Here is a 20,925-nt window from a genome sequence, read left to right as displayed (position 1 = left end):
ATAATGCAAGACGGGATTTCGGCTGAAAGGGCGGCGGCGATGATCCCTGATGGCGCCAGCGTCATGTTCGGCGGCTTCTTGGGCGTCGGCTCTCCGGATCGTGTGATCGACGCTTTAGTGGCGCGCGGCGCGCGCGGGCTGACTCTGATCTGCAACGACACCGCCTCGCCAGGAAGAGGCGTCGGCAAGCTCATCGAGGCCGGATGCGTCGCCCACGTCAAGGCGTCGCACATCGGGACCAACCCGACTACGCAGAAAAAGATGATTTCGGGCGAAATTGAAGTCGAGCTCGTTCCGCAGGGAACCCTGGCCGAGCGAATTCGCGCCGGCGGCAGCGGGCTTGGCGGCGTGTTGACGCGAACAGGCGTCGGAACGGTCGTTTCAGAAGGCAAGCAGGTATTGGAAATCGACGGCGAGAGCTTTCTGCTCGAGATGCCGTTGCGCGCCGATTTCGCGCTGCTGCGTGCGCACGAGGCCGATCATTTCGGCAATCTTACCTACCGGCTGACGGCGGCGAACTTCAATCCGGTGATGGCCTTCGCCGCCGACTGCGTCATTGCCGAGCCCGAAGAGATCGTTCCGGTCGGCGTGATCCCGCCGGACGCCGTGCGCACGCCTGGCGTGCTCGTGCATCATCTCGTGAGGAGGCCGCAGTGATGGAGGCTAAAGAGGTCATTGCGCGTCGGGTCGCTCTCGAATTGCGTGACCGCACCCTGGTAAATTTGGGCATCGGTCTGCCCACGCTCGTTGCGTGCTACGTGCCCGCGGAAATCTCGGTGGCGTTTCAGAGCGAAAACGGCATCATCGGCTTTGGCGAGCCGCCGCCGGATGGTCTGGAAGATCCTTACCTCACCGACGCCGGCGGCGGATACATTTCGGCTCTGCCCGGAGCCGCCGCATTTGACAGCGCGACCAGTTTTGCGCTGATCCGGGGCGGACATCTCGACATGACCGTTCTCGGCGGCCTGCAAGTCGATTCAAGCGGCCGTCTCGCGAACTGGATGGTGCCCGGCAAACTCGTCCCAGGCATGGGAGGCGCAATGGACCTCGTCGCCGGCGCGAAGCGCGTCATCGTTGCGATGCAACACACGGCCAAGGGGCAACCGAAAATCGTCGAGGCTCTAACGCTTCCGCCCACGGCGGCGCGGCGCATCAGCCTCATCGTCACCGAACTGGCGGTGATCGAGCCTACGGACGAGGGGCTGGTATTGCGGGAGCGGGCGCCCGGCGTAAGCGTGGAAACCGTCGTCGCAAGCACCGGAGCCAAGCTGTTGCTCGACGGCGATACGCCGACGATGCCGATCGTTTCGCCTGAGCGCGTGGCCGCCTGAGGCGCACGCGTCCGCCCCGTGTCGACACCGCTGCCGCATCGCTGCCGAGCGATCCTTTTGGAGAGAGCCTGCCATGTTGAACGTCTCGCCTAGAAACTTGGCTTCCTTCGAAATGGATGGCAAATCGGGCGTTGCGCAAAAAGGAGCTCTCCTCAACGGCGACCTATCGAAGTTGGCGGAGCTGGCTCAATCTCTCGTCGAACTGAGCGGCAATCATTTCGAGAAGATCGCGTCCAGCTTTGGCGCCGACTTGCGTGCGCATCTCAGCGACTGGCAGATCATAAGCCGCGAACTATCGCAGTCAGGAGATCTGTCTGGAAAGTTCGCGGAATATGTGACCGACGCCGGCCAACGCTGGATCTTGTTTCTCGACATCATGCGCGAAGTCGGGAATTTCGCCGTTGAGCAGATGGAGGGCGGCGAGCGGCTCGTCCTGGTTTACGATTTTAACGTCGTGATCGACGGCCGCACGCTCGAGCGCCCGACGAATTACTTGCTTGTGCAAATCCAGCCGCCCGAAGGCGTCCAGACCGACCCGACGTTGCGGCCCTATATGATCATCGATCCGCGTGCGGGCCATGGAGCAGGGATCGGAGGCTTCAAGTCCGACAGTCAAGTCGGCGTCGCTCTTGCGCATGGCCATCCTGTCTATTTCGTGATCTTCCTTCCCAAGCCTCAGCCCGGTCAGACCTTGGCCGATGTTTGCATGGCCGAAGGCGCTTTCGTGCGCGAGATCGCCAAACGTCATCCCGTCGCGCCTCGGCCGGTGATCATCGGCAATTGCCAGGGCGGCTGGGCGGCAATGCTGCTGGCCGCGTCCAATCCCGATCTGACTGGCCCAGTGGTGGTGTCCGGCGCGCCTCTCAGTTACTGGGCGGGGGTGCGGGGAAAGAATCCGCTCCGCTATTCAGGAGGCCTTGCGTTCGGCGCGCTGCCGGCAGTGATCACGTCGGACATTGGCAATGGCGTTTTCGATGGCGCGCATCTGGTCCTCAACTTCGAGTTGATGAACCCGCACAACACCTGGTGGTCAAAATATTACGACGTGTTCGCAAAAGCGGACACCGAAGGGCCGCGTTTCAAGGGGTTCGAGCGGTGGTGGTCGACCTTCTATTTCATGAACGAGGCCGAGATCCGCTGGATTGTCGAAAATCTGTTTATCGGCAACAAGCTTCAAGGCAGTCAGGCATTCCTCGGCGGGCGCGCCCCAGTAGACTTAAGGAAAATCAAAGCTCCCATCATTGTGTTCGCCAGCCAAGGCGACGACATCACGCCGCCGCAGCAGGCCTTGAACTGGATTCCGGTGGTCTATGGCGACGAGCGCGAGATACGGGCGCGCGGCCAGCGGATTGTCTACATGGTCCACGAGGACGTCGGCCATCTGGGGATTTTTGTATCGGCCAAAGTCGCTCAAAAGCAGCACGACAGAATCGTCACGACGTTGGAGATGATCGAATCCCTGGCGCCCGGCCTTTATGAGATGCGCATCGAGAAAAAAATCGGTGAAGGCACGAGCGCCTACTACGTCATGTCCTGCGAGGAAAGGGGCGTCGCCGATATCCGCGCGCTGGATGATGGCGCGGGCGACGAGAAGTCTTTTGCGTTGGTCGCGCGTTTGTCGGAATTCTGGGTCAATGCATACGAGTTCGGCGCGCGTCCCTACGTCAAGGCGCTGGCTTCGCCGGCCCTCGCGGACGCATTGGTATGGTCGCATCCGCTCCGCGCTCGCCGCTATCTGCTATCGGACAAGAATCCGGCGGTGGCGCCGATCGGGACTTTCGCCGAGACGGTGCGCAAAGAGCGCAAGCCCGCGGATCCGTCCAACCCCTTCCTGAAGAGCGAGGCGTTGGCCGCCGGCTTGATCGAGCAAACATTGAAGTTCTGGAGCGACGTCGGCGCCGCCGCCAAGGAACTGATGTTTATCAGCCTCTATGCAAACCCGTTCCTGATGCGGATGAATGAAGGATACACGCCCGAGACGGACGCCAAGCTCGGCGAAACGCTGCGCGAATTGCCAGAGGTGGAGGCTGCGCTCGCGAAAATCGATCAGGGCGGCTTCGCCGAGGCGGTCGTCCGCATGCTGATCCTGATGGCCCGCTCGCGCGGCGCGGTGCGCCAAAGCAGGCTTGAGCGATCCAACCTCATCCTCCGATCGACGGAGCCGTTCAAGAGCCTCGGGGACGAACTCCGCTCAGTCATAATTCATGAGCAGACGCTCATCATCGACTTCCAGCCCGAGGCCGCGATTGCGGTGTTGCCCAAGATGTTGCCGACATTGGACGAACGCCTGCGCGCGATCGCGCTCGTTGAGGAAATCGCCGGCGATCCATTGGAGATGGCCGAAGCAACGGCAAGGCTACTCGCTGTTCTGCGCGAGACGCTGCAAACTCAAGCGCTTGTCGAACCGCGAGAGAAGTCCCTGCAAGCTTGAAACAAGAGTTAGAGATATGCGCTCGAACACGCTCTTCAATGAATTGGCGGTGGGGCAGGAAGCGTCGATCGCCCGAGTCGTCGCGCCAGAGGACTTCATCGTGTTTGCCCACGCCAGCGGCAACCTCAATCCCGCCCACCTTCCGGACGAGAAAAATGATCGAGGTTCGGAAGCGGTGGCTCCTGCAATGTGGGTCGGTTCGCTTTTTTCCGCAGTTCTCGGCAATTTACTGCCGGGCGCCGGAACGAGTTATCTGTCGCAGACCCTTCGGTTCAACCTCAGAGCCCATATCGGCGACTCGCTCCTCGTCTCGGTACGCGTGGAGGAATTGCGACCGCCCTCGACCGTCATGCTGCGCACCCAGGTCCATCGTGGTTCCGAACTCATTGTCGACGGTATGGCCGAGGTGCTCGCCCCGACCATCCGGCAGACAATCGATGAAGAAGCGCTCCCTGGACTGACGCTGCAGCGCCATGTCCATATGGATCGGCTACTTGCCGCTTGCGCTTCGATGGCGGCTCTGCCAACCGCCGTCGTCGCTCCGGAGGAGGAAAATGCCTTGCTCGGCGCGCTGGCCGGCGCCCGCGAAAAGCTGATCGTGCCAATCCTCATCGGCGACGAGAAGAAAATTCGCAGCGTCGCCGCGTCTTGCGGCGCGGATCTTACGGGCATCGCCATCGAGAACGCCTGCAGTCATGACGCTGCTGCGGCGCGAGCCGTCGAACTCGTGCATCAAGGCGCGGCAGCTGCAGTGATGAAAGGGCATCTTCACACCGACGAGCTGCTGAAACATGTGGTGAAATCGCAGGGCGGCTTGCGCGTTGGCCGCCGCATCAGCCACGTCTTCATCATGGATGCGCCGACGCTGAAACAGCTTGTGCTGGTGACCGACGCAGCGGTGAATATCGCACCGACGCTCGAAGAAAAGGTCGACATCATTCAGAATGCGATCGATCTTGGCATCGCCTTAGGGATCGATCGCCCCAAGGTCGGCGTTCTCTCCGCGGTCGAGACGGTAAATCCGAAAATTCAGTCGACTCTTGATGCGGCGGCTTTGTCGAAAATGGCTGAGCGTAATCAAATCCGGGGCGGCGACGTTGACGGGCCGTTGGCGATGGACAACGCCCTCAGCCTCACCGCCGCTCGCAGCAAAGGCATCCATTCGCTGGTTGCCGGTAGGGCGGATATTCTCGTCGTTCCCAACCTCGAGTCGGGCAACATATTGGCGAAAGAGCTGACCTACGCGGCTCAGGCCGAAGGCGCCGGCCTGATCATCGGCGCGAAGGTTCCGATCCTATTGACGAGTCGCGCAGATGACGAACAATCGCGTTTGTTCTCCTGCGCCGTTGCGGTCCTGTACGCCCATTGGCTGTCGACCGGGCAAAGCGCAGTCGAGACGGAAGAAGCCCTGCGGGAAGCCGCACAGTGAGACGCCATGTCGTCACTTTGAACGCCGGCTCCTCGTCGATCAAATTCGCTTTGTTTGCGGCTGAGGATGACGAGGCGTCGCCGCTCGCCCTGGGCCTCGCGGAGATGACGGGAGAAGAGCGGCGAATAAAAGTGCGAGATAACTCTGGCGCGACGCTTTATGACGACGTCTGGTCGCAGACGGATGGCGAGGTTTTCCATGAGGAAGCTTTGAGGCGAATCCTCTCCTGGCAGGGCGAAGCATTTCCCAGCGCGCGCATAGACGCGGTCGGCCACCGTGTCGTTCATGGGGGCGTCCATTACGACGCGCCGGTGATCATCACCGGCGAGGTGATCGATCGGCTCGAGAAGCTCGTCCCGCTTGCTCCCCTGCATGAGCCCCACAACATCGCCGGGATCAAAGCAGCGCGTGAGGCTTGGCCCGAATCTATTCAAGTGGCGTGTTTCGATACGGCGTTTCACCGCAGTTACCCCTTCGTCAATGACGTTTTCGCGCTACCGCGGCAATATTATGCTGAAGGGGTTCGACGCTACGGCTTTCATGGATTGTCTTACGAGTATGTGTCGACAAGGCTCAGGGAGGTCTCGCCGTCTCACGCCAAAGGACGGGTTGTGGTCGCACATCTGGGGAACGGCGCGTCGATGTGCGCGATCCAGAACGGCCGATCGGTGGCGAGTTCGATGGGGTTCACGGCGCTTGACGGGCTCCCCATGGGCACGCGTTGTGGCCAACTCGATCCAGGCGTCGTTCTCTATTTGATGCAGGAGAAAAAGCTCGGAGCCGAGGAGATATCGAACCTCCTCTATAAGGAGTCGGGTCTGAAAGGCTTATCCGGCATCTCTCACGACATGCGTGAACTCGAAGCTTCGGGCGCCTCCGAAGCGCGCGAAGCGATAGATTATTTTGTGTTTCGCATTCGGCGCGAACTCGGCGGGCTGGCGGCTGTTCTGCAGGGAATTGACGCCATCGTCTTTTGCGGCGGCATCGGTGAAAACGCGTGGCGGGTGCGCGAGCGGGTGCTTGAGGGCATGGAATGGCTCGGCGTCGAACTCGATCGCCCTGCAAACGAGCGGCAGAGAGAAGTCATTTCATCCGCGAAGTCTCCGGTACGGGTGTTTGTCATTCCGACCAACGAGGAACAAATCATCGCGCGTCATGCGCTACAGCTGGCGGATGCAAGAGCGGACGCGCTGGCCTGATTGGTCAGCGCCTTCGGAGCTCCGCAGGTCGGCTGAGTTCAATGCCGCGTCTCGCCGCTCGATCGCGGAACCTTCCCCGGCGCGAGCTTGGAGGACGGCGTCGCCGTCTCCGCGAGGGCTTCGTCATTTCCAGAACGGGCGGGTTTGCTCTAGCTCTCTCCAGAGCGCCTTGGCGCCGGTCCAGCCCAATTCGGCGCGCGCCTGGCTCGCCCCGATCATCCAGCCGATGGCGCGCTGTAAGGGCGGATCGTCGGCGCCGGAAATATCCGTTCCCGCAAACATGGCTCTCATCGTCGCCGCGTCGTTGAGCCGCAGAACACCATATTTTCTGCCGTCTTTCGACGCTCTTCGACGCCCTGATTCACTGTGTCGCAGCTTATCTCGGCAACGCGGGCGCCGACGTCTCTTTCGCCGCGCGCACGCGCCGCCAGTCGAGCCCCTCAAGCAGCGCCGAAAACTGCGCCGCCGACAATCGCATGACGCCGTCATCGATCTTGGGCCAGCGGAACTTGCCGCCCTCCAGTCGCTTGGCGAAGAGGCATACGCCCGTGCCGTCCCAGAACACGAGTTTAACCCGATCCGCGCGCTTGGCGCGGAAAACGTAAATCGCGCCGTCGAAGGGATCGGCCTGCATCGTCTCGCGCACCAGCGCCGTGAGACCCTCCGCGCCCTTACGGAAGTCGACGGGCTTCGTCGCCACCATGACGCGGATCGCGCCTGTCGGGCCGATCACTTTGCGCCTGGCGAGGTTCGCAAGGCGCGCAGGATCGCCGTTGCCATGCCGATGTCCGCATCACGCCAGATCCACACATGCGCCTCGCCGATCTCGATCTCCACGACGGGAGCGGCGGGCTCCGCCTTCGGCGCCGTTCTCCGCAATTGCCGGAACAAATGGCGGGGCGCCCGCCGCCTCCGCCCTTCGGCGCGCCTCCCTTCGCCAGGTGAACAGTTGCTCTGGCGTAGCGCCATGTCGACGCCCGACCTGCGAGACGACCGCGTCAGGAGCCAGCGACTCTTCGACTGCCAGCGCCTTCTCCCCTTCGGACCACCGGCGCCGACCACCAGCTCTAGTGATCACCTCGATGCGCCGTAACCCGGAGCCGTTCGGCTCAAGCGAAGGATCAAATCTAGACACAAGTCTTATCTCCAAATCAGGAGATCAGACTCGCCGCTTTCATCATTCGTTTGAAGGTGGGGCCGTAACAGCGCTTACCCTTCCTCGATGCCGTGCGCAAATCGATGCGTCAAATCCGCTCCGCATGCGCGGCGACCGTCGATCCCGATCTGCTACCGCCGCTGAGCGTACTCAATACGAGGGATGTCTGCGGCGGGAGGATACGAAGGCCGTCGTCCTTGTGCGCGCCAAGAATGGAGCCTCGATCAAACAGATCGTACGGGAGACCGGACATAGCCGGGACTCGTGCGCAGGATTCTGCGCGGCCAGCGTTCAGACGTATTCCGAACGCGCGAAAGGAGCCGTATCTGCCCTGGCTCGACCGCAATGGACCGCGGGCCTTTACAGCGGCTCCGAGCTTTGGTGGCGTCTGAAGAGCCAGGGAGGTCCAGGGATATTTGCGGGTGGTTTCCAAATGGGCTAGACGGCGGTCGGGCCGAGAAAGCTGATATTTCAAGCTTGCGCCGCGTCCCTTCCGCTAGAACCATTGCGCGGCTGATGACGACCGGTCGCGACACGCTCTCCAAGTCAGAATCCGTAGCGATTGCGGCGATAGAAAGCGGCGTCCCGCTGCTCGTCGAAGCGCGAAGCGTCATCGCAGCTTGCCACGCCATGATCCGAAAGAAGCATGGTGCGGAGCTCGACGCCCTGGAATGAGCACGCAAATTGAGTCTCGTCGCGCCCTTGGCGGCGTCATAAAAGACAGGTCTGCCGTGCGCGCTGCAATCATATCCGCTTGGTCGAACGGATAGACCGAAGGTCAGATTACAAAGCTCAAACTCGTGAAGCGACAAATGTATGGGCGCGCAAAAAGCCGATCTATTCGAAGCTCGCCTCATCGGCGCAACCTAATCAGCGCGGCACCAATTGTGCGTCAGAGCCAAAATTGCACACCTAAACACACTCGGACTCGGCGACACCAATGGCAGAGACGAGGAGCAATGCGCCCGGGCGGCGGTCGGCGGAAATTCTCATTAGGATAATCAGCATGGGCGCCGCGCAACCAGTAGCAATCCGGAACCTTCGTCATCGGTCGACGGAATGCCACGAATCCAGTGCACAATGGCGCCGCTGGCTAGCCCTACTGCAGCTGAAGCATGCCAGGACCACGCTTCACTGTAATGCTGGCCGGCGCTTTTGATAGGCGTACAATGTTCTATCCAATAGATCAGGGCATCGTGTTTACCCCAGGGAACATTCTCTATGCTGTCGATGACGACGTTGACGTCTTTCACCAAGTGGATCAGCGCAGACTTCGTCCACCACGTTAGATGGTGGGGTGGCGCGTTCATTAAGAAATTTGGTATGCGGGTCATTGCGGAAGGGACATGCGGCACGCCGACCATAATTAGCCCCCCCGGTTTGACTGCCTGCACCATCTCAGCGAAGAGGTTGACGGGCGCCTTGACATGCTCAAGGACCTGAAAGGCGCACACGGCGTCATAAGTTCCCGTGTGATTTACGAGGTGCTGAGCTAGCGTCTCGCTGCACACCGAGCCGTCGGCGTCGCCCTCGGCGACATGCGGGTCAAGCCCAGTGTAAGTCGCCTGTGGCACGCACGTTCGGAAGTTCCCAAGTCCGCACCCGATATCGAGCACGCGAGCGCCGGGCTTGACGTGTCGGGCAGCCATCTCAAATTCCGGGCGGGCGGTTTGTTTTGAATAGAGACCTAAAGCGCGAAGTCTTGAATAGAACGCCGCGTAAAATGCGTCGTCGCCTTCAACAAGTGGGTCGAAGAAATAGAGACCTGTGGGCGACTCCCACAAGCCGAATTGATCGACCCCGTCGAAGCTCGGCCGGGGATCCGTCTTGAACTCGATTCGCCATAAGCGAATGAGGAGAAGTGCTGGCACCCACTGAATATGGCGGACTGCGGGAAGGCCGGTGATCGGGCAAGCCGGAACGCGTCCCTGATCCAAGGTCATTGAGGTCTGCCTCCAATTTCGTGCTTGGGACCGGTTGGTGATTTTGGGGCCGGCATTGAGGCGCATGCAAGCAAAATCGCCATGGACACTCGGGTCAAGTCAAGTGTCAGAGGCATGACCGTGGAACGCGAGGGGAGCCGTTGAGCGATTACGGCCACCGCAGCGGAGATCGGCTCTTGTCCGGGATGCAAGCCCCAAATCTCGCCATCACAGCAGGCAGAGAAGTGTTTGAAAAAATTTTGACTCGCTGATCGTCGGCGCAGCGCTTTGCATGTCCCCCAGACTTCGTCGCGTTGCGCGCGCTATGCGGATTCGAAGGATTCTTCGCAGCAAAGACATGAAGCGACTCGACTGCCAGGAATTTACGAGATTCGTCGCGTGGCCGGCTGAGCAACCTCAATCAGCTCCGCCGTCCACGCTCGCATTGCAGGAGCGGCCGGTCATGGACTAACATGCTCTAGCCCGGCCCACGAGCAGTCTCGCGATGGGATAAGTAGCGTGCGCAAAAGGACAACCCCATGATGAATGCGGTCATTCATGCGTCGGTGCCGATGAAGCAATTCCGCTGCCCAAACGGACTCCGTGTTTGGAATGCTCCGAAGTCTCGCCATGATACGCGCTTTCTCTTCAAGGAGATTTTCGAACGGCATTGTTACGAGCAGCATGGAATTTCGGTCAATAACGGCGATGTTGTTCTCGATATAGGCGCAAATGTCGGGATGTTTGCGCTTTCACTGATGGAGCGCTTTCGTGATCTCAAAATCGTATGCGCGGAGCCGGTGCCCAACACATATGCCTGCCTCGAACGGAACCTGAGAGGATCACCACGTCGGAGTTTGCACGACATAACGCTTCTTGATTACGCGATTGGATCAACGAACGCAGACGCGACGATCGCGTTTTTTCCGCAAATGCCAAGTAACTCGACACTGCATTTGCAAGAAAAGCGGCGCCACTGGGAGAGATTTTCTGCAGAAGTAACCTCGTCTGAGCTCTCGAATCTGCATCGCGCTTTTGCGTTCCTTCCTCGCCGCGTGTTTGCTCTATTCGTGAAGCCGATGCTCAAAGACACGCAGACTATAAAGTGCAAGATACAGACCTTGAGCGACACAATTCGTCAACAGGCGCTACGAGGCGTTGATCTGTTGAAGATCGACATAGAAGGCGCCGAGATCGAAGCTCTGCATGGTTTGGAAGAACAACACTGGCCTCTAATCCGGCAACTCGTGCTCGAGATAGAACCTTCAAACAAGCACGTATTGTCGTCACTTGTCGCGAAACTCGGGGCCTTGGGATTCAGCAAAGTGACGGTCGAGAGTTTCGCGGGCGGAACGGTCGCCATCGAAGACTCAAAGCCTTGCACAGTCTACGCTTTGCGCATGACAGGATAGCAATAGGCAAAAGCGGCGCAATCGCGCCTTTATTGAAGGAGGCTGACGAAAATGCGGATCTCGGATTCATGAAGTCCCCATCGAAAGGCCGCCGACCTTTTTTGACAGGTCGAGCTAGAGTTTGATCGCCTTGACGTCGACCTCTCGAAAGATTGACTCGGCGCGCACACCTGCCGGACGGCGTGGCGCGCCGCTTTGCCAACGACAAACTAGGCGGCGCGCCATGCTTAAAATGCCAGTCGGCCTCGCCGATAAAGCGCGTGGCATTTGAGCCGACCGGTTCTTGCCACGTCGCCCTCGAACGCACTTAATACGGCAGGTCTGCCGGTCGCCAAAGTCAATCCACGGCGGGCGCGTCGCTTCGCCGAGGCCGTTGAGAGACTAATCAAAACCGATCGTGTTGATGCCGCCGCTCTCGCATGCATGGGCGAGCTTCTCGATTTGCCGGAGCGGCCGGCGCCAGCCAAAATCATCGTCTCCGTCACGCTCGCGGCAAGAGAGGGCTGTGGAGTCCGTGTCCGGAAATTTAGGGGCGACAACAAAAACTCAGCCAAGACCGCAATCACCCGATTGCTTTCAATCTGCCAATTTCTTTAGGCAATCACCGGCAGCCTCGGCGGTCTTCTTTGCGGTTAAAGGGCTTAATCTGCCGGAGCTTACCTTGCTTAGGGTGATTGCTGTTACGACCGCTTCGTTGTCTGCTCCTCGACGCATTTTTCCGACTGCTGCCGCATAGATGACTTTAGAGTCAGGTGAAAGACCCGCTGCACATGCGTCCGCCTTTTTTCGGTCGGCGTAAGCTGGCGAAGCGAGAAGGGCGGCAACTATCCCGACTTTTAGCGCCCTCATGTGTAAGTCCTTTGGCGACTTGTGGTGCTTGCTATTCGAAATATCTCGACACCGAGTTAAGCTCACATTCGGCTGCGCTAGGCGGTCGAGCCAGCGAGAAAGGCGCGTCAGCGGATGCGGCAGTGTCGCGTTCTGATGCACGAGGAGCGCGCACAGCTTTTGCGTCCAGGTCGTGCCGCAGTTGGGCGGTGAGCAGAAGATGATGTCACCCGCGCGTAGCATGAGGCTGTTCCAGCGCGCGCTATCGTAGACAACTCCGGAGAAGGTGCAGATGCGCTCCGGCGCGCTCATCTGAGATCCCCCCGCGCGGCGATGACATAGGAGAAGACTTCTCCGGTCAAACAAGCAAAAAATGTTCCTGGCGTCATTTGCGATTGGGAGTCAGCCAGAGAGATGATCGGCGGCAGTTGCACTTTCTCTTGAAACACGCTTCAGGAACGGATCGTCATGAAGTCGCGTTACTAGTAACGAGACGCCGACCGATTGGATCGCCGGCGCGATTTCGCTTTGTCAAAAATTTTTACATCAGGGAAGTCGCTGACAACTCGAAATAAATTAACGCATTTGCTCGGTGTGCCACAAAAAAAATTCAAGAAAATTGCGCGCGCGATGCAACGATTTTCGGAGCGGAACGTTGACAGTCAGCGGTTGCTGCAGTGCACTCAACTATTAGGCGCATGCACAAACAACTCTTAGGCGCATGCACAAAATTTGGCCAGCGCGCGGTGGCGACTTCTCTTGGAGGGACATTGATGGAAGCCATCAATGCAGTCACGCTCAATACATGCTTTGAATCGGATAAATCCATTCGTGGACGCCGTTCGGAAGAGGTCGGCGTAATTATTTTAAATCGGCAGTTCGCGGCCGCCGAAAATCAATCTCTCGATCGCGAAGTGAATGTGTTGTGCGCTAAAGCGCGTGCGGCGCTGCAACTGGCGCAGCGTGAGCGGGATATAATCAAGTCGACGAGAGACCGCATCCAGGAAGCCGTCGACCGCGCTAACAATTTTTCTGCTGCGATCCAGAGAAGGCTTTCCAGATTCGCCAATCTTGACAAGCGGATCGCTGAAGAGTGCGCGGCATCGATACTGCGTTCGACAGGACAAGAGGCGGGCCGCGCGCTCGAGCTATCGCCGAAAACGAAGAGGCTCGCTGAAAGGATTTTCTCTCTTGAAAATCAATCGGCCTCGTTTCGACGCGCTTCAGATTGCCTTCGTCAAGAACTCGCGAACGCCGAAAGCAGTCTGAAGGTAGCCGAGGGCGAAGTTAAAAAGGCGGCTGTCGCCGTCGCCGCTGCTGAAATGGAGCCGATCGCGGCTGAATTGGCGCGCGTTGAAAGTCTGGCGGCGACGCTGCGGCGTCTTCTTCTGGGATACGGCGCTCTCCGCCATGACGGTGGATTTCTGCCGATGAGTTGCGCGACGGCGCAGCTCCTTCGGGCGCCGCCGAAGAACGCCATGGTGGGCGGAAACGCGCATTGCTTCGAGGCCACCGCGCAATGGGCATCCTATTTGCAACAACTCAGCATAGACAGCGAAGCAACATTCGATCCGGAATCGCGTTCGTGAGTTTGTTGCAACGACGATTTTTATTGAGCTGGCGTGGCGTGGCTCGCGTGAGGGCGAAATAACAGCTTACTAAAAAATATTGTAAAAACACACCTTTAGCCGCCTCTATTTGGGCGCCAATTGGAACTCGAGGAGATAGAGATGGAAACGGTGATCGCGATCACTCCGAGCCATTGCCTCGACCCGCAAATCGCCATTGCAGCCTGCAAGGCGGGCGAGACAGGCGTTCTTGATTTGGGTTGGAGCGCCGACGGCGCCGCGGTCATCAATGCGATCGATGTGCTGCGGAAGTCGGCGGGCGCGCGCGGAACCTGGGGCGTCAGATGGGACGCGGTCACAAGCCCGCACCGTAGTTTCGACGATCTGTCGAAACTCGCGCAAACCGGACTTCCGCTGCTTGTTCTTGCAGGCGTCAAGGCGCGAGAGGCGGCGGATTTACTCAAGTCTGCGAAAGAGTTGGCGCAAAGGGTCATTCTGGAAGTCCATGATCTCGACTCGGCGCTGTTCGCGGAAGCGGAAGGGTTCGACGGACTCATCGTGAAAGGCCATGAGGCGGGCGGATGGATCGGCTCCGCCACCTCGTTCATCCTTTTGCAGGAACTGAGCGGGAAACTGCAGGTTCCCTACTGGATACAGGGCGGCGTCCAAATGCGCAGCGCGGCGGCCGCCGTGCTTTCCGGCGCGCGCGGGGTGGTTCTCGTCGAGCAGCTTTGGCTCACGGAAGAGGGGCCGAGCGCATCGGCGGACCAAAGAAGGCTCTGGAGCCAGTTCGACGGCAGCGAAACGATTGTCGCAGGACGAGGCGCTGACCTGTTCCGTTTTTCAGGACGACATGGTCGAGGCAAGCTCCGCGAAATTGAAGTCGCCGTCGCAAAAGGCGACGACTTGCGAGATCCGTTGCGGCGGTTGCTGGCCGATCGCGACGATGCGCTCATTCCGCTCGGACAAGACATCGCGTTCGCGGCGTCGCTCGGACGTCGCTACGGCACGACGGGCCGAGTGATCACGGCGCTGCGCGATGGCGTCGAACCCGCCCTGAGCGAAGCCCGCGCGCAAAATCTACTCCGGCCGGACTCGGCGCTCGCAAAGCTGCATGGCGCGCGTTTTCCGATTGCGCAGGGTCCGATGACGCGGGTCAGCGACGTCGCGCCCTTCGCCGATGCGGTTGCACGCGCGGGAGGCCTGCCGTTCCTGGCGCTTGCGGTCATGCGCGGCCCAGAAGTGCGTTCGCTGCTCGCGAAGACCAAAGAGCTGATGGGCGCGCGACCCTGGGGCGTCGGCATCCTGGGCTTCATGCCGCTTGATTTGCGGCAGGAGCAGATGGAGGCCATTCGCGAGGTCAAGCCGCCATTCGCGATCGTCGCCGGGGGCAGGCCAAGCCAGGCCAAGGAACTTGAGGCGCTCGGCGTTTCCACCTATCTGCATGTGCCATCGCCCGGTCTCCTGCAGGGTTTCATCAAGGAGGGCGCGCGCAAATTCATCTTCGAGGGAAGCGAATGCGGCGGCCATACCGGTCCGCGCACCAGCTTCGTGCTCTGGGAGTCGGCCATCGACACGCTGCTTGGCGCGAAGATCGATGATCCCGAGACGATGCAGATCCTCTTCGCCGGCGGCGTTCATGACGGCCTTTCGGCCGCGATCGTGTCGGTGCTGGCGGCGCCGCTCGCCGCGAAGGGAATGAAAGTCGGCGTGCTGATGGGCACCGCCTATCTCTTCACCGAAGAGGCGGTGCGGACCGGCGCCATCGTCAAGGAATTCCAGGATCAAGCAATCGATTGCCGCGAGACCGCCCTGCTGCAATCGGGAGTCGGCTCGTTCACGCGTTGCGCCAACACCAGTTTCTGCACGGAGTTCGACAAGGCCCGAAGCGATCTGATCTTGCAGGGCAAGTCGGAAGAAGAAATTCTCATGGCGCTCGAGCTGCTCAATATCGGGCGGCTGCGCATCGCGTCAAAGGGCATGACGCGCAACGAGAATCCGGCGGCGAAGGAAAACAACGAGAAATACATCAGTCTCGACGCCGACGCTCAGCGCCGTGAAGGCATGTATATGATGGGCGAAGTCGCGCGCTTGCGCGACTCGCGGCTGAGCATGGCGGAACTGCATCAGGCCGTCTCCTCCGGCGCTCAAGCGGCGTTCGCCCGGGCGGACAAACGCTCCAGCCCCGAAAGGCGAGAACCGCGCGAGGAAATCGCCGTGGTCGGCATGGCGTGTCTATTGCCGGGCGCGAAGGATGTGCGCAGCTACTGGCGCAACATCATGCTGGCGGTCGATTCAGTTCGCGAAGTGACCGAGGATCGCTGGCGCGCGTCCGACTTCTACGACCCAAAGCGCGGCGTGAAGGACAAGGTCTATTCGAAGTGGGGCGGCTTCCTCGATGATGTCGTCTTTGAGCCGACGCGCTACGGGATTCCGCCCGCCAGTCTACGCTCGATCGAGCCTGTGCAGCTTCTCGCGCTGCTCGTGTCGAGCATGGCGCTGGAAGACGCCGGCCTGGATCGGCGGCCGTTCTCGCGGGAGCGCACGGCGACGATTTTCGCCTCGGGCGGCATGAATGATCTCGGAACGATCTACATCTTCCGAACGCTGCTCGCGCACTATCTTCCCAAAGCGGAAGGCGTCTCCGACGAGACGCGCAAGCGCATCCTGGACTCGCTTTATCAGGACGAGTTGCCGAAGTGGACGGAAGATTCGTTTCCAGGCTTCCTCGGCAATGTCGTCGCCGGGCGCGTCGCCAATCGGCTCGATCTGCGCGGCGCCAACTTCACCGTCGACGCGGCCTGCGCCTCCTCTCTCGCCGCGCTCGACGTCGGCATCAAGCAATTGCGCAGCGGCGACGCCGACATCGCGCTTGTCGGCGCGGTGGACGGCACCAACGGTCCCGTCAGCTTCATGTCGTTCGCGCAAACGCACGCGCTGTCGCCGCGCGGCCGTTGCCGCCCCTTTGATGACGGCGCTGACGGGATCGCCATCGGCGAAGGCGTCTGCGCCGTAGTGTTGAAGAGGCTCGCCGACGCCGAACGCGACGGCGACAGAATCTACTCGGTCATCAAGGGCATCGGCAGTTCAAGCGACGGCCACAATCGCAGCCTGACGGCGCCGCACCCCGAAGGCCAGGTCCTGGCGCTGGAGCGCGCCTATGCCGACGCGGGCGTCGATCCATCGAGCGTGACGATGATCGAGGCGCACGGCACCGGCACGGCGGTCGGCGACAAATCCGAGATCGGCGCGCTGAACATGGTCTTCGGTCCCGCGTCGGGAACGCCGCAGCGATGCGCCGTCGGCTCGGTGAAGTCGATGATCGGCCACACAAAAGTGGCGGCGGGACTCGCGGCGCTCATCAAGGCGAGCCTCGCGCTCAAGCACCGCGTGCTGCCGCCGACCATCGGCGTCGAAAAACCGGTGTCAGGCGTCGATTTCGCCAAATCGCCTTTCTACATCAACACCGAAATTCGCCCCTGGCTCGGCGCTGGCGACAGCGCGCCGCGCCGTTGCGGCGTCAGCGCCTTCGGGTTTGGCGGCACTAACTTTCATACCGTGCTCGAAGAATATCGCGGCGACTTCCGGGCGTCCGACGCGCAGGATCTGAACCCGCGCGCGGCCGAGATCTTCGCCTTCAGCCGTTCGAGCGTCGAGGCGGTTGAAGACGCGGCGCGGACTCTGCTGCAAGGCGTCGAGCAGACTCAGGAGCTCGATCTCGCACAGCTCGCTTACTCGACGTCCCTTGACGACGCCAGGCTGCGGCCGAAGAACGGCGGTCAGATCGTGCAGCTCGCCATCGTGGCGAACTCGGTCGCCGACCTGAAGGGCAAGCTGGAATTCTTCCTGCGCAGCCATCAAGGGAAGGCGACGCTCAGCGCGCCGAGCGGGATCTACTATCGGAACCTGCAACATCGCGCCGACAGCGGCGCCGTCTGCTTCCTATTCCCGGGCCAGGGATCGCAGCAGATCAACATGCTTCGCGATCTTGTCCTCGCGCGTCCGTCCGCTTACGCCTTGTTCGAAAAAGCCGACGCGATGCTCAAGGGCGCGCTGCCGAAGCCGCTGTCGCAATATGTCTATCCCGTGCCTGTCTTCGGCAAGGAGGAGCGGGAGCGCCAGCAAGCGGCATTGAACGACACGCGCATCGCGCAGCCGGCGCTCGGATTGGCGGGCCTCGCGGCCTATGACGCGCTGTCGGCCTTCGGCGTGAAGCCCAACTTCGTCGCCGGCCACAGCTACGGCGAATATGTCGCGCTCTGCGTCGCCGGGGTTCTGTCGCGCGACGATCTTATCCGTATCTCCGATGCGCGCGGCCGTATCTCCAAGGAGATATCCGTCGCGCAGCCGGCGACGATGGCTGCGGTCAACGCCAACGAGGCATGGACGCTAGAGGCGATCGCGCGTCTCGAACTGGCGGTGAGCGTCGCGAATTTGAACGCGCCTGACCAGACGATCATCGCAGGGCCAATCGCCGCGATCGATGCTGCGGTGAAGGCCCTCAGCGGGGAGGACGTGCGCGTCAAGCGGCTGCCAGTGACGGCGGCGTTCCACTGCAACGCGATGGCGGGCGCGCAAGCGGCGCTCGCCGCGGAGTTCGGCTCGGTGACGTTCCGACCGCCGAAGATCAAAGTGTTCAGCAACACGACGAGCGACCGCTATCCCGAGGAGCCTTCTGAAATCCGCGCGCTGTTGGCGCGCCACATCGTTGAGCCCTTGCGCTTCGTCGATGAGATCGAACGCCTCTACGCGGCCGGGGCAAGAGTCTTCATCGAGGCGGGTCCGGGGCAGGTGCTGAGCGGGCTCGTCGGCCGCATTCTCGGCGACCGGCCGCACACGACGCTGTCAATCGACGCGCCGGAGCGTTCGGGCTGGCTGCAACTCGCGCAGCTGCTCGCGCGGGCGTTTGCGCTCGGCCTTCCGGTCGATCTCGCGCCATGGTTTGCGCGCCGCGGACTTGCGGAAATGGGCCTCGCGCAAGTCTTCGAACAGGCTCGCGCCAAGGCCAATCCAGGGCCAATGGCTTGGCGGGTGAATGGCGGGCGCGCCGAGCCCTGGCGCGCCGAAGCAAAGCCGCCAAAGCGCGCCGCCGGCGGCGCCGCGCAACCGGCGCCTGTGAAAGCGCCCGCGGCGCCCCTCCAAACCAGACCCAATGGGAACGTAGCAGCCCATCCACCATCGGCGCCATTATTCGGCGTCGAACGCGAGAGGAGCAAAGCCTTGTCTACTCACGTACCATCGCCAGCGCTTGGCGCGGTCAGCGCGTTAGGCGCTGAATCGCGGTTCGCCCAAGTGCAGAACAGTTTGGCGCAACTCATCGATCTACAGCGCGAACAGCAGGACGTGTTGCGTCGTTTCTTCGAGTTCCAGGGACAGCTGCTCGGCGCCAACGGCAATGGCGCCGCTGAACGAACCGGGTTTGGCGCAGAGCCGATCCCGTTTCTGCTCGCCGAACAGCCGACGGCGGCTCCGACGACGGCCGGCGTCTTCGTTCCGCCGGCCCCTGTGCTGCCGAAGCTTGCGGTCACGCAGAACGGCAAGGCTCCGCAGCCGGCGCCGCGCCCCGCGAGCGCGCCTCCGGTCGTCGCCACGAAACCGGCGGCGAATGGCGTTGGCGCTGCAAAGACGACGGACCAGAAGGGCCCAAAGCAGCTTGCATCGACCGAGGCATTCAAGGCCGATCTGTTGCAGGCGGTCGTCGAGCGCACGGGCTACACCGAAGACATGCTCGATCTCGACGCGCATATGGAGGCGGATCTCGGCATCGACTCCATCAAGCGGATCGAGATCTTGAGCAAGCTCAAGGACAATCACTCCTTCATGGAGGACCAGGACGAAGAAAAGGTCTTCGAGGAGCTGTCGGGCCTCAAGACGTTAAATGGGATCGTCGATTGGTACGATCAATTGCGGAAGTCTCAGGCCGAGCCGGGAGGCTCCGATCCAAGAAAAAAATCTCAGACTCCGCTGTCGCTCTCCTTGCCTGAGACAGCGGAGTCTGACGCCCCGAAGGCAAGTTCCGCGGATGTGCAGCGTTTTGCGGTCACCCCTGTGGCCGCGCCGCGGGATGCTTCAAGGCAAGTTAAGGATTTTCCCGCAGACCGCCTGATCCTCGTGGTCGGCGGCGCGGGGGAGTTGAGCGTCGCTTTCAGCGACGCTCTGAGGGCTAACGGCCATAAGGTCTGGCGGGTCACGCCCGGCGGCGAAACTCGCCTCGTCGATAGTGAGCGCATCGAAGCCAATTTGTCTTCGCTTGACGCGGTGACCGCACTTCGCGAGATGCTCGCCGACGAGGGCGCCAAGGTAGGCGCGATTTTCAATTTGTCCGGCTTGCAGTCGATCGCCGGCGTCGCGCATGACGCCCGTCTGGACCACGCGCGGCAATTGTTTCTGCTCCTCAAGGCCTTCGAAAAGGATTTGAGGGAAAGCGGCAAGTGCGGCGGCGGCGTCCTTTTCAATCTGACCGATTTCGATGGACAATTTGGTCTTCGCCGGGCGCGCCCGTTCGCCGCGGCTCCCGCCGGCACGCTCGGCGTCGCCAAGTCAGCGGCGCGGGAATGGCCGGAGTTGCGAGTCAAATGCATCGACGCCGATCCCGATATCGACGTGAAGCGGCTGGTCGACGAATCTTTGATGGAATTTTACGACGACGATCCGACGGTGGAAGTGGGTTTCACCCAGAGCGGACGCTTTCAGCTCGAACTCGCGGAGGAGCGCGTTCCGACAGCCGATTTGTCGGGCCTGAGCTTGGAGCACGACGGCGTGCTGCTCGTCACCGGCGGCGCTTACGGGATCACCGCGGACGTCACGCGCGCGATGGCTGAAAAATTCCGCTCCCGGCTCATCCTCGTCGGACGCAGCCCAATGCCTGGCGAAGAGCCCGACGCGACACGAGGACTGAACGATCGCGCCGAGTTGCGGCAGTTCCTCATCGGCGAAGCGCGGGCGCGCGGCGAAAAGATCAAACCCGCGGAAATCGAAAGTGCGATCAAACGTATCCTCAAAGACCGTCAGATCCGCGACAACATCGCGGCGATGCGTTCGGCGGGGGCGCAGGTCGAATACCACGCACTCGACATACGCGACGGCGACGCCTTCGGGCGTCTGATCGATTCAATCTACGATCGCTATGGCCGCATTGACGGCGTGCTGCATGGCGCCGGCGTCATCGACGACAGGATGATGAGAGAGAAGTCGCCCGACTCCTTCGACACGGTGTTCGAGACGAAGGTCGTCCCGGCCATCGTGCTATCGGAAAAATTACGGCCCGAGACTCTCAAATTTCTGGTGTTCTTCTCGTCGATCGCGGGTCGGTTCGGCAACGCCGGCCAGAGCGACTACAGCGCGGCGAACGAGGTCGTCAACAAGCTAGCCGATGGCCTCAGCCACAAATGGCCGCATGTTCACGCCGTCGCAATCAATTGGGGACCGTGGGACGGCGGCATGGTGAACGACGATCTGCGCAAGCTCTACGCCTCCAAGCAGATCTATCCGATCGCCGTCGATCAAGGAATGCGGCGCTGCCTTGAAGAGCTTGAGCGCGGGAACACCGGCGCGCCAGAAATCGTCGTCGCCGCCAGTCTCGAACAGATCGCCCGACAGGGCATGCGGCAGCATCAATAGCGGGCGTTCGCTCAATTCGAGCGAACGAC

At 61.1% G+C, this 20,925-nt stretch carries 13 protein-coding genes and 1 pseudogene; 10 read left to right on the top strand and 4 right to left on the bottom strand.

The features are described from left to right. The first annotated feature begins 3 nt into the window (after positions 1-3). From IYX23_RS19640 to IYX23_RS19620, 5 genes are all read left to right on the top strand, one after another. Entirely contained in the window at positions 4-657 is a 654-nt protein-coding gene (locus tag IYX23_RS19640; RefSeq protein WP_196394623.1) for a 3-oxoacid CoA-transferase subunit A, read from the top strand. Further along, entirely contained in the window at positions 657-1,331 is a 675-nt protein-coding gene (locus tag IYX23_RS19635; protein ID WP_196394772.1) for a 3-oxoacid CoA-transferase subunit B, read from the top strand. The genes IYX23_RS19640 and IYX23_RS19635 overlap by 1 nt, the downstream gene beginning before the upstream one ends. Before the next feature lie 112 nt (positions 1,332-1,443). Beyond that, entirely contained in the window at positions 1,444-3,762 is a 2,319-nt protein-coding gene (locus IYX23_RS19630) for a DUF3141 domain-containing protein (protein WP_246716974.1), read from the top strand. Between the two features lie 16 nt (positions 3,763-3,778). Further along, positions 3,779-5,191, top strand: coding sequence for a bifunctional enoyl-CoA hydratase/phosphate acetyltransferase (locus IYX23_RS19625; protein WP_196394621.1), 1,413 nt, complete (start codon positions 3,779-3,781; stop codon positions 5,189-5,191). Further along, entirely contained in the window at positions 5,188-6,390 is a 1,203-nt protein-coding gene (locus tag IYX23_RS19620) for an acetate/propionate family kinase (RefSeq protein WP_196394620.1), read from the top strand. The genes IYX23_RS19625 and IYX23_RS19620 overlap by 4 nt, the downstream gene beginning before the upstream one ends. Positions 6,391-6,513: 123 nt before the next feature. On the opposite strand, the gene IYX23_RS19615 is transcribed toward IYX23_RS19620, so the two are convergent. Beyond that, a complete protein-coding gene (locus IYX23_RS19615; RefSeq protein WP_246716973.1) occupies positions 6,514-6,681 on the bottom strand; it encodes a hypothetical protein in 168 nt (55 codons plus the stop codon). Positions 6,682-6,766: 85 nt separating this feature from the next. Further along, positions 6,767-7,123: an IS66 family insertion sequence element accessory protein TnpB gene (gene tnpB / locus IYX23_RS19610; RefSeq protein WP_196394619.1), complete on the bottom strand. Its 357-nt coding sequence runs from the start codon at positions 7,121-7,123 to the stop codon at positions 6,767-6,769. Between the two features lie 939 nt (positions 7,124-8,062). Here tnpB and IYX23_RS19600 point away from each other — a divergent pair. Continuing rightward, on the top strand, positions 8,063-8,221 hold the full coding sequence (locus tag IYX23_RS19600; RefSeq protein WP_196394617.1) for a hypothetical protein: 159 nt from the start codon (positions 8,063-8,065) through the stop codon (positions 8,219-8,221). Positions 8,222-8,547: 326 nt separating this feature from the next. On the opposite strand, the gene IYX23_RS19595 is transcribed toward IYX23_RS19600, so the two are convergent. Further along, positions 8,548-9,489: a class I SAM-dependent methyltransferase gene (locus IYX23_RS19595; RefSeq protein WP_196394616.1), complete on the bottom strand. Its 942-nt coding sequence runs from the start codon at positions 9,487-9,489 to the stop codon at positions 8,548-8,550. A gap of 518 nt (positions 9,490-10,007) precedes the next feature. Here IYX23_RS19595 and IYX23_RS19590 point away from each other — a divergent pair. Together IYX23_RS19590 and IYX23_RS20365 are read left to right on the top strand one after the other, a co-directional pair. Then, positions 10,008-10,880 carry an FkbM family methyltransferase gene (locus IYX23_RS19590; protein WP_196394615.1) on the top strand — a complete coding sequence of 291 codons (873 nt, stop codon included), beginning with the start codon at positions 10,008-10,010 and terminating at the stop codon, positions 10,878-10,880. Between the two features lie 303 nt (positions 10,881-11,183). Next, positions 11,184-11,300 (top strand): annotated as a pseudogene (locus IYX23_RS20365) (IS110 family transposase); the annotation flags it as partial. A gap of 156 nt (positions 11,301-11,456) precedes the next feature. Here IYX23_RS20365 and IYX23_RS20360 read toward each other — a convergent pair. Continuing rightward, positions 11,457-12,020: a hypothetical protein gene (locus IYX23_RS20360; RefSeq protein WP_246716972.1), complete on the bottom strand. Its 564-nt coding sequence runs from the start codon at positions 12,018-12,020 to the stop codon at positions 11,457-11,459. A 461-nt stretch (positions 12,021-12,481) separates the two neighbouring features. Here IYX23_RS20360 and IYX23_RS19580 point away from each other — a divergent pair, with 461 nt between their 5' ends. Continuing rightward, complete coding sequence (locus IYX23_RS19580) at positions 12,482-13,297, top strand: hypothetical protein (RefSeq protein WP_196394614.1); 816 nt, start codon at positions 12,482-12,484, stop codon at positions 13,295-13,297. 141 nt (positions 13,298-13,438) lie between these two features. Further along, the gene (locus tag IYX23_RS19575; RefSeq protein WP_196394613.1) at positions 13,439-20,896 is read left to right on the top strand and encodes a type I polyketide synthase; all 7,458 of its coding nucleotides are present in this window, start codon (positions 13,439-13,441) and stop codon (positions 20,894-20,896) included. Positions 20,897-20,925: the final 29 nt, after the last annotated feature.

This window comes from Methylocystis sp. L43 (genome assembly GCF_015709525.1).
GTDB lineage: Bacteria > Pseudomonadota > Alphaproteobacteria > Rhizobiales > Beijerinckiaceae > Methylocystis.
Note: the sequence above shows the minus strand (reverse complement) of the source record. Positions and strands in the feature narration are given on the sequence as shown.

Bases quoted from the DNA above. Each gene is read 5' to 3' on its own strand.
- IYX23_RS19600 (WP_196394617.1), top strand. From the start codon at position 8,063: ATGACGACCGGTCGCGACACGCTCTCCAAGTCAGAATCCGTAGCGATT.
- IYX23_RS19635 (WP_196394772.1), top strand. From the start codon at position 657: ATGGAGGCTAAAGAGGTCATTGCGCGTCGGGTCGCTCTCGAATTGCGT.
- IYX23_RS19595 (WP_196394616.1), bottom strand. From the start codon at position 9,489: ATGACCTTGGATCAGGGACGCGTTCCGGCTTGCCCGATCACCGGCCTT.
- IYX23_RS20360 (WP_246716972.1), bottom strand. From the start codon at position 12,020: ATGAGCGCGCCGGAGCGCATCTGCACCTTCTCCGGAGTTGTCTACGAT.
- IYX23_RS19575 (WP_196394613.1), top strand. From the start codon at position 13,439: ATGGAAACGGTGATCGCGATCACTCCGAGCCATTGCCTCGACCCGCAA.
- IYX23_RS19615 (WP_246716973.1), bottom strand. From the start codon at position 6,681: ATGAGAGCCATGTTTGCGGGAACGGATATTTCCGGCGCCGACGATCCG.
- IYX23_RS19590 (WP_196394615.1), top strand. From the start codon at position 10,008: ATGATGAATGCGGTCATTCATGCGTCGGTGCCGATGAAGCAATTCCGC.
- IYX23_RS19580 (WP_196394614.1), top strand. From the start codon at position 12,482: ATGGAAGCCATCAATGCAGTCACGCTCAATACATGCTTTGAATCGGAT.
- IYX23_RS19640 (WP_196394623.1), top strand. From the start codon at position 4: ATGCAAGACGGGATTTCGGCTGAAAGGGCGGCGGCGATGATCCCTGAT.
- IYX23_RS19630 (WP_246716974.1), top strand. From the start codon at position 1,444: ATGGATGGCAAATCGGGCGTTGCGCAAAAAGGAGCTCTCCTCAACGGC.
- IYX23_RS19625 (WP_196394621.1), top strand. From the start codon at position 3,779: ATGCGCTCGAACACGCTCTTCAATGAATTGGCGGTGGGGCAGGAAGCG.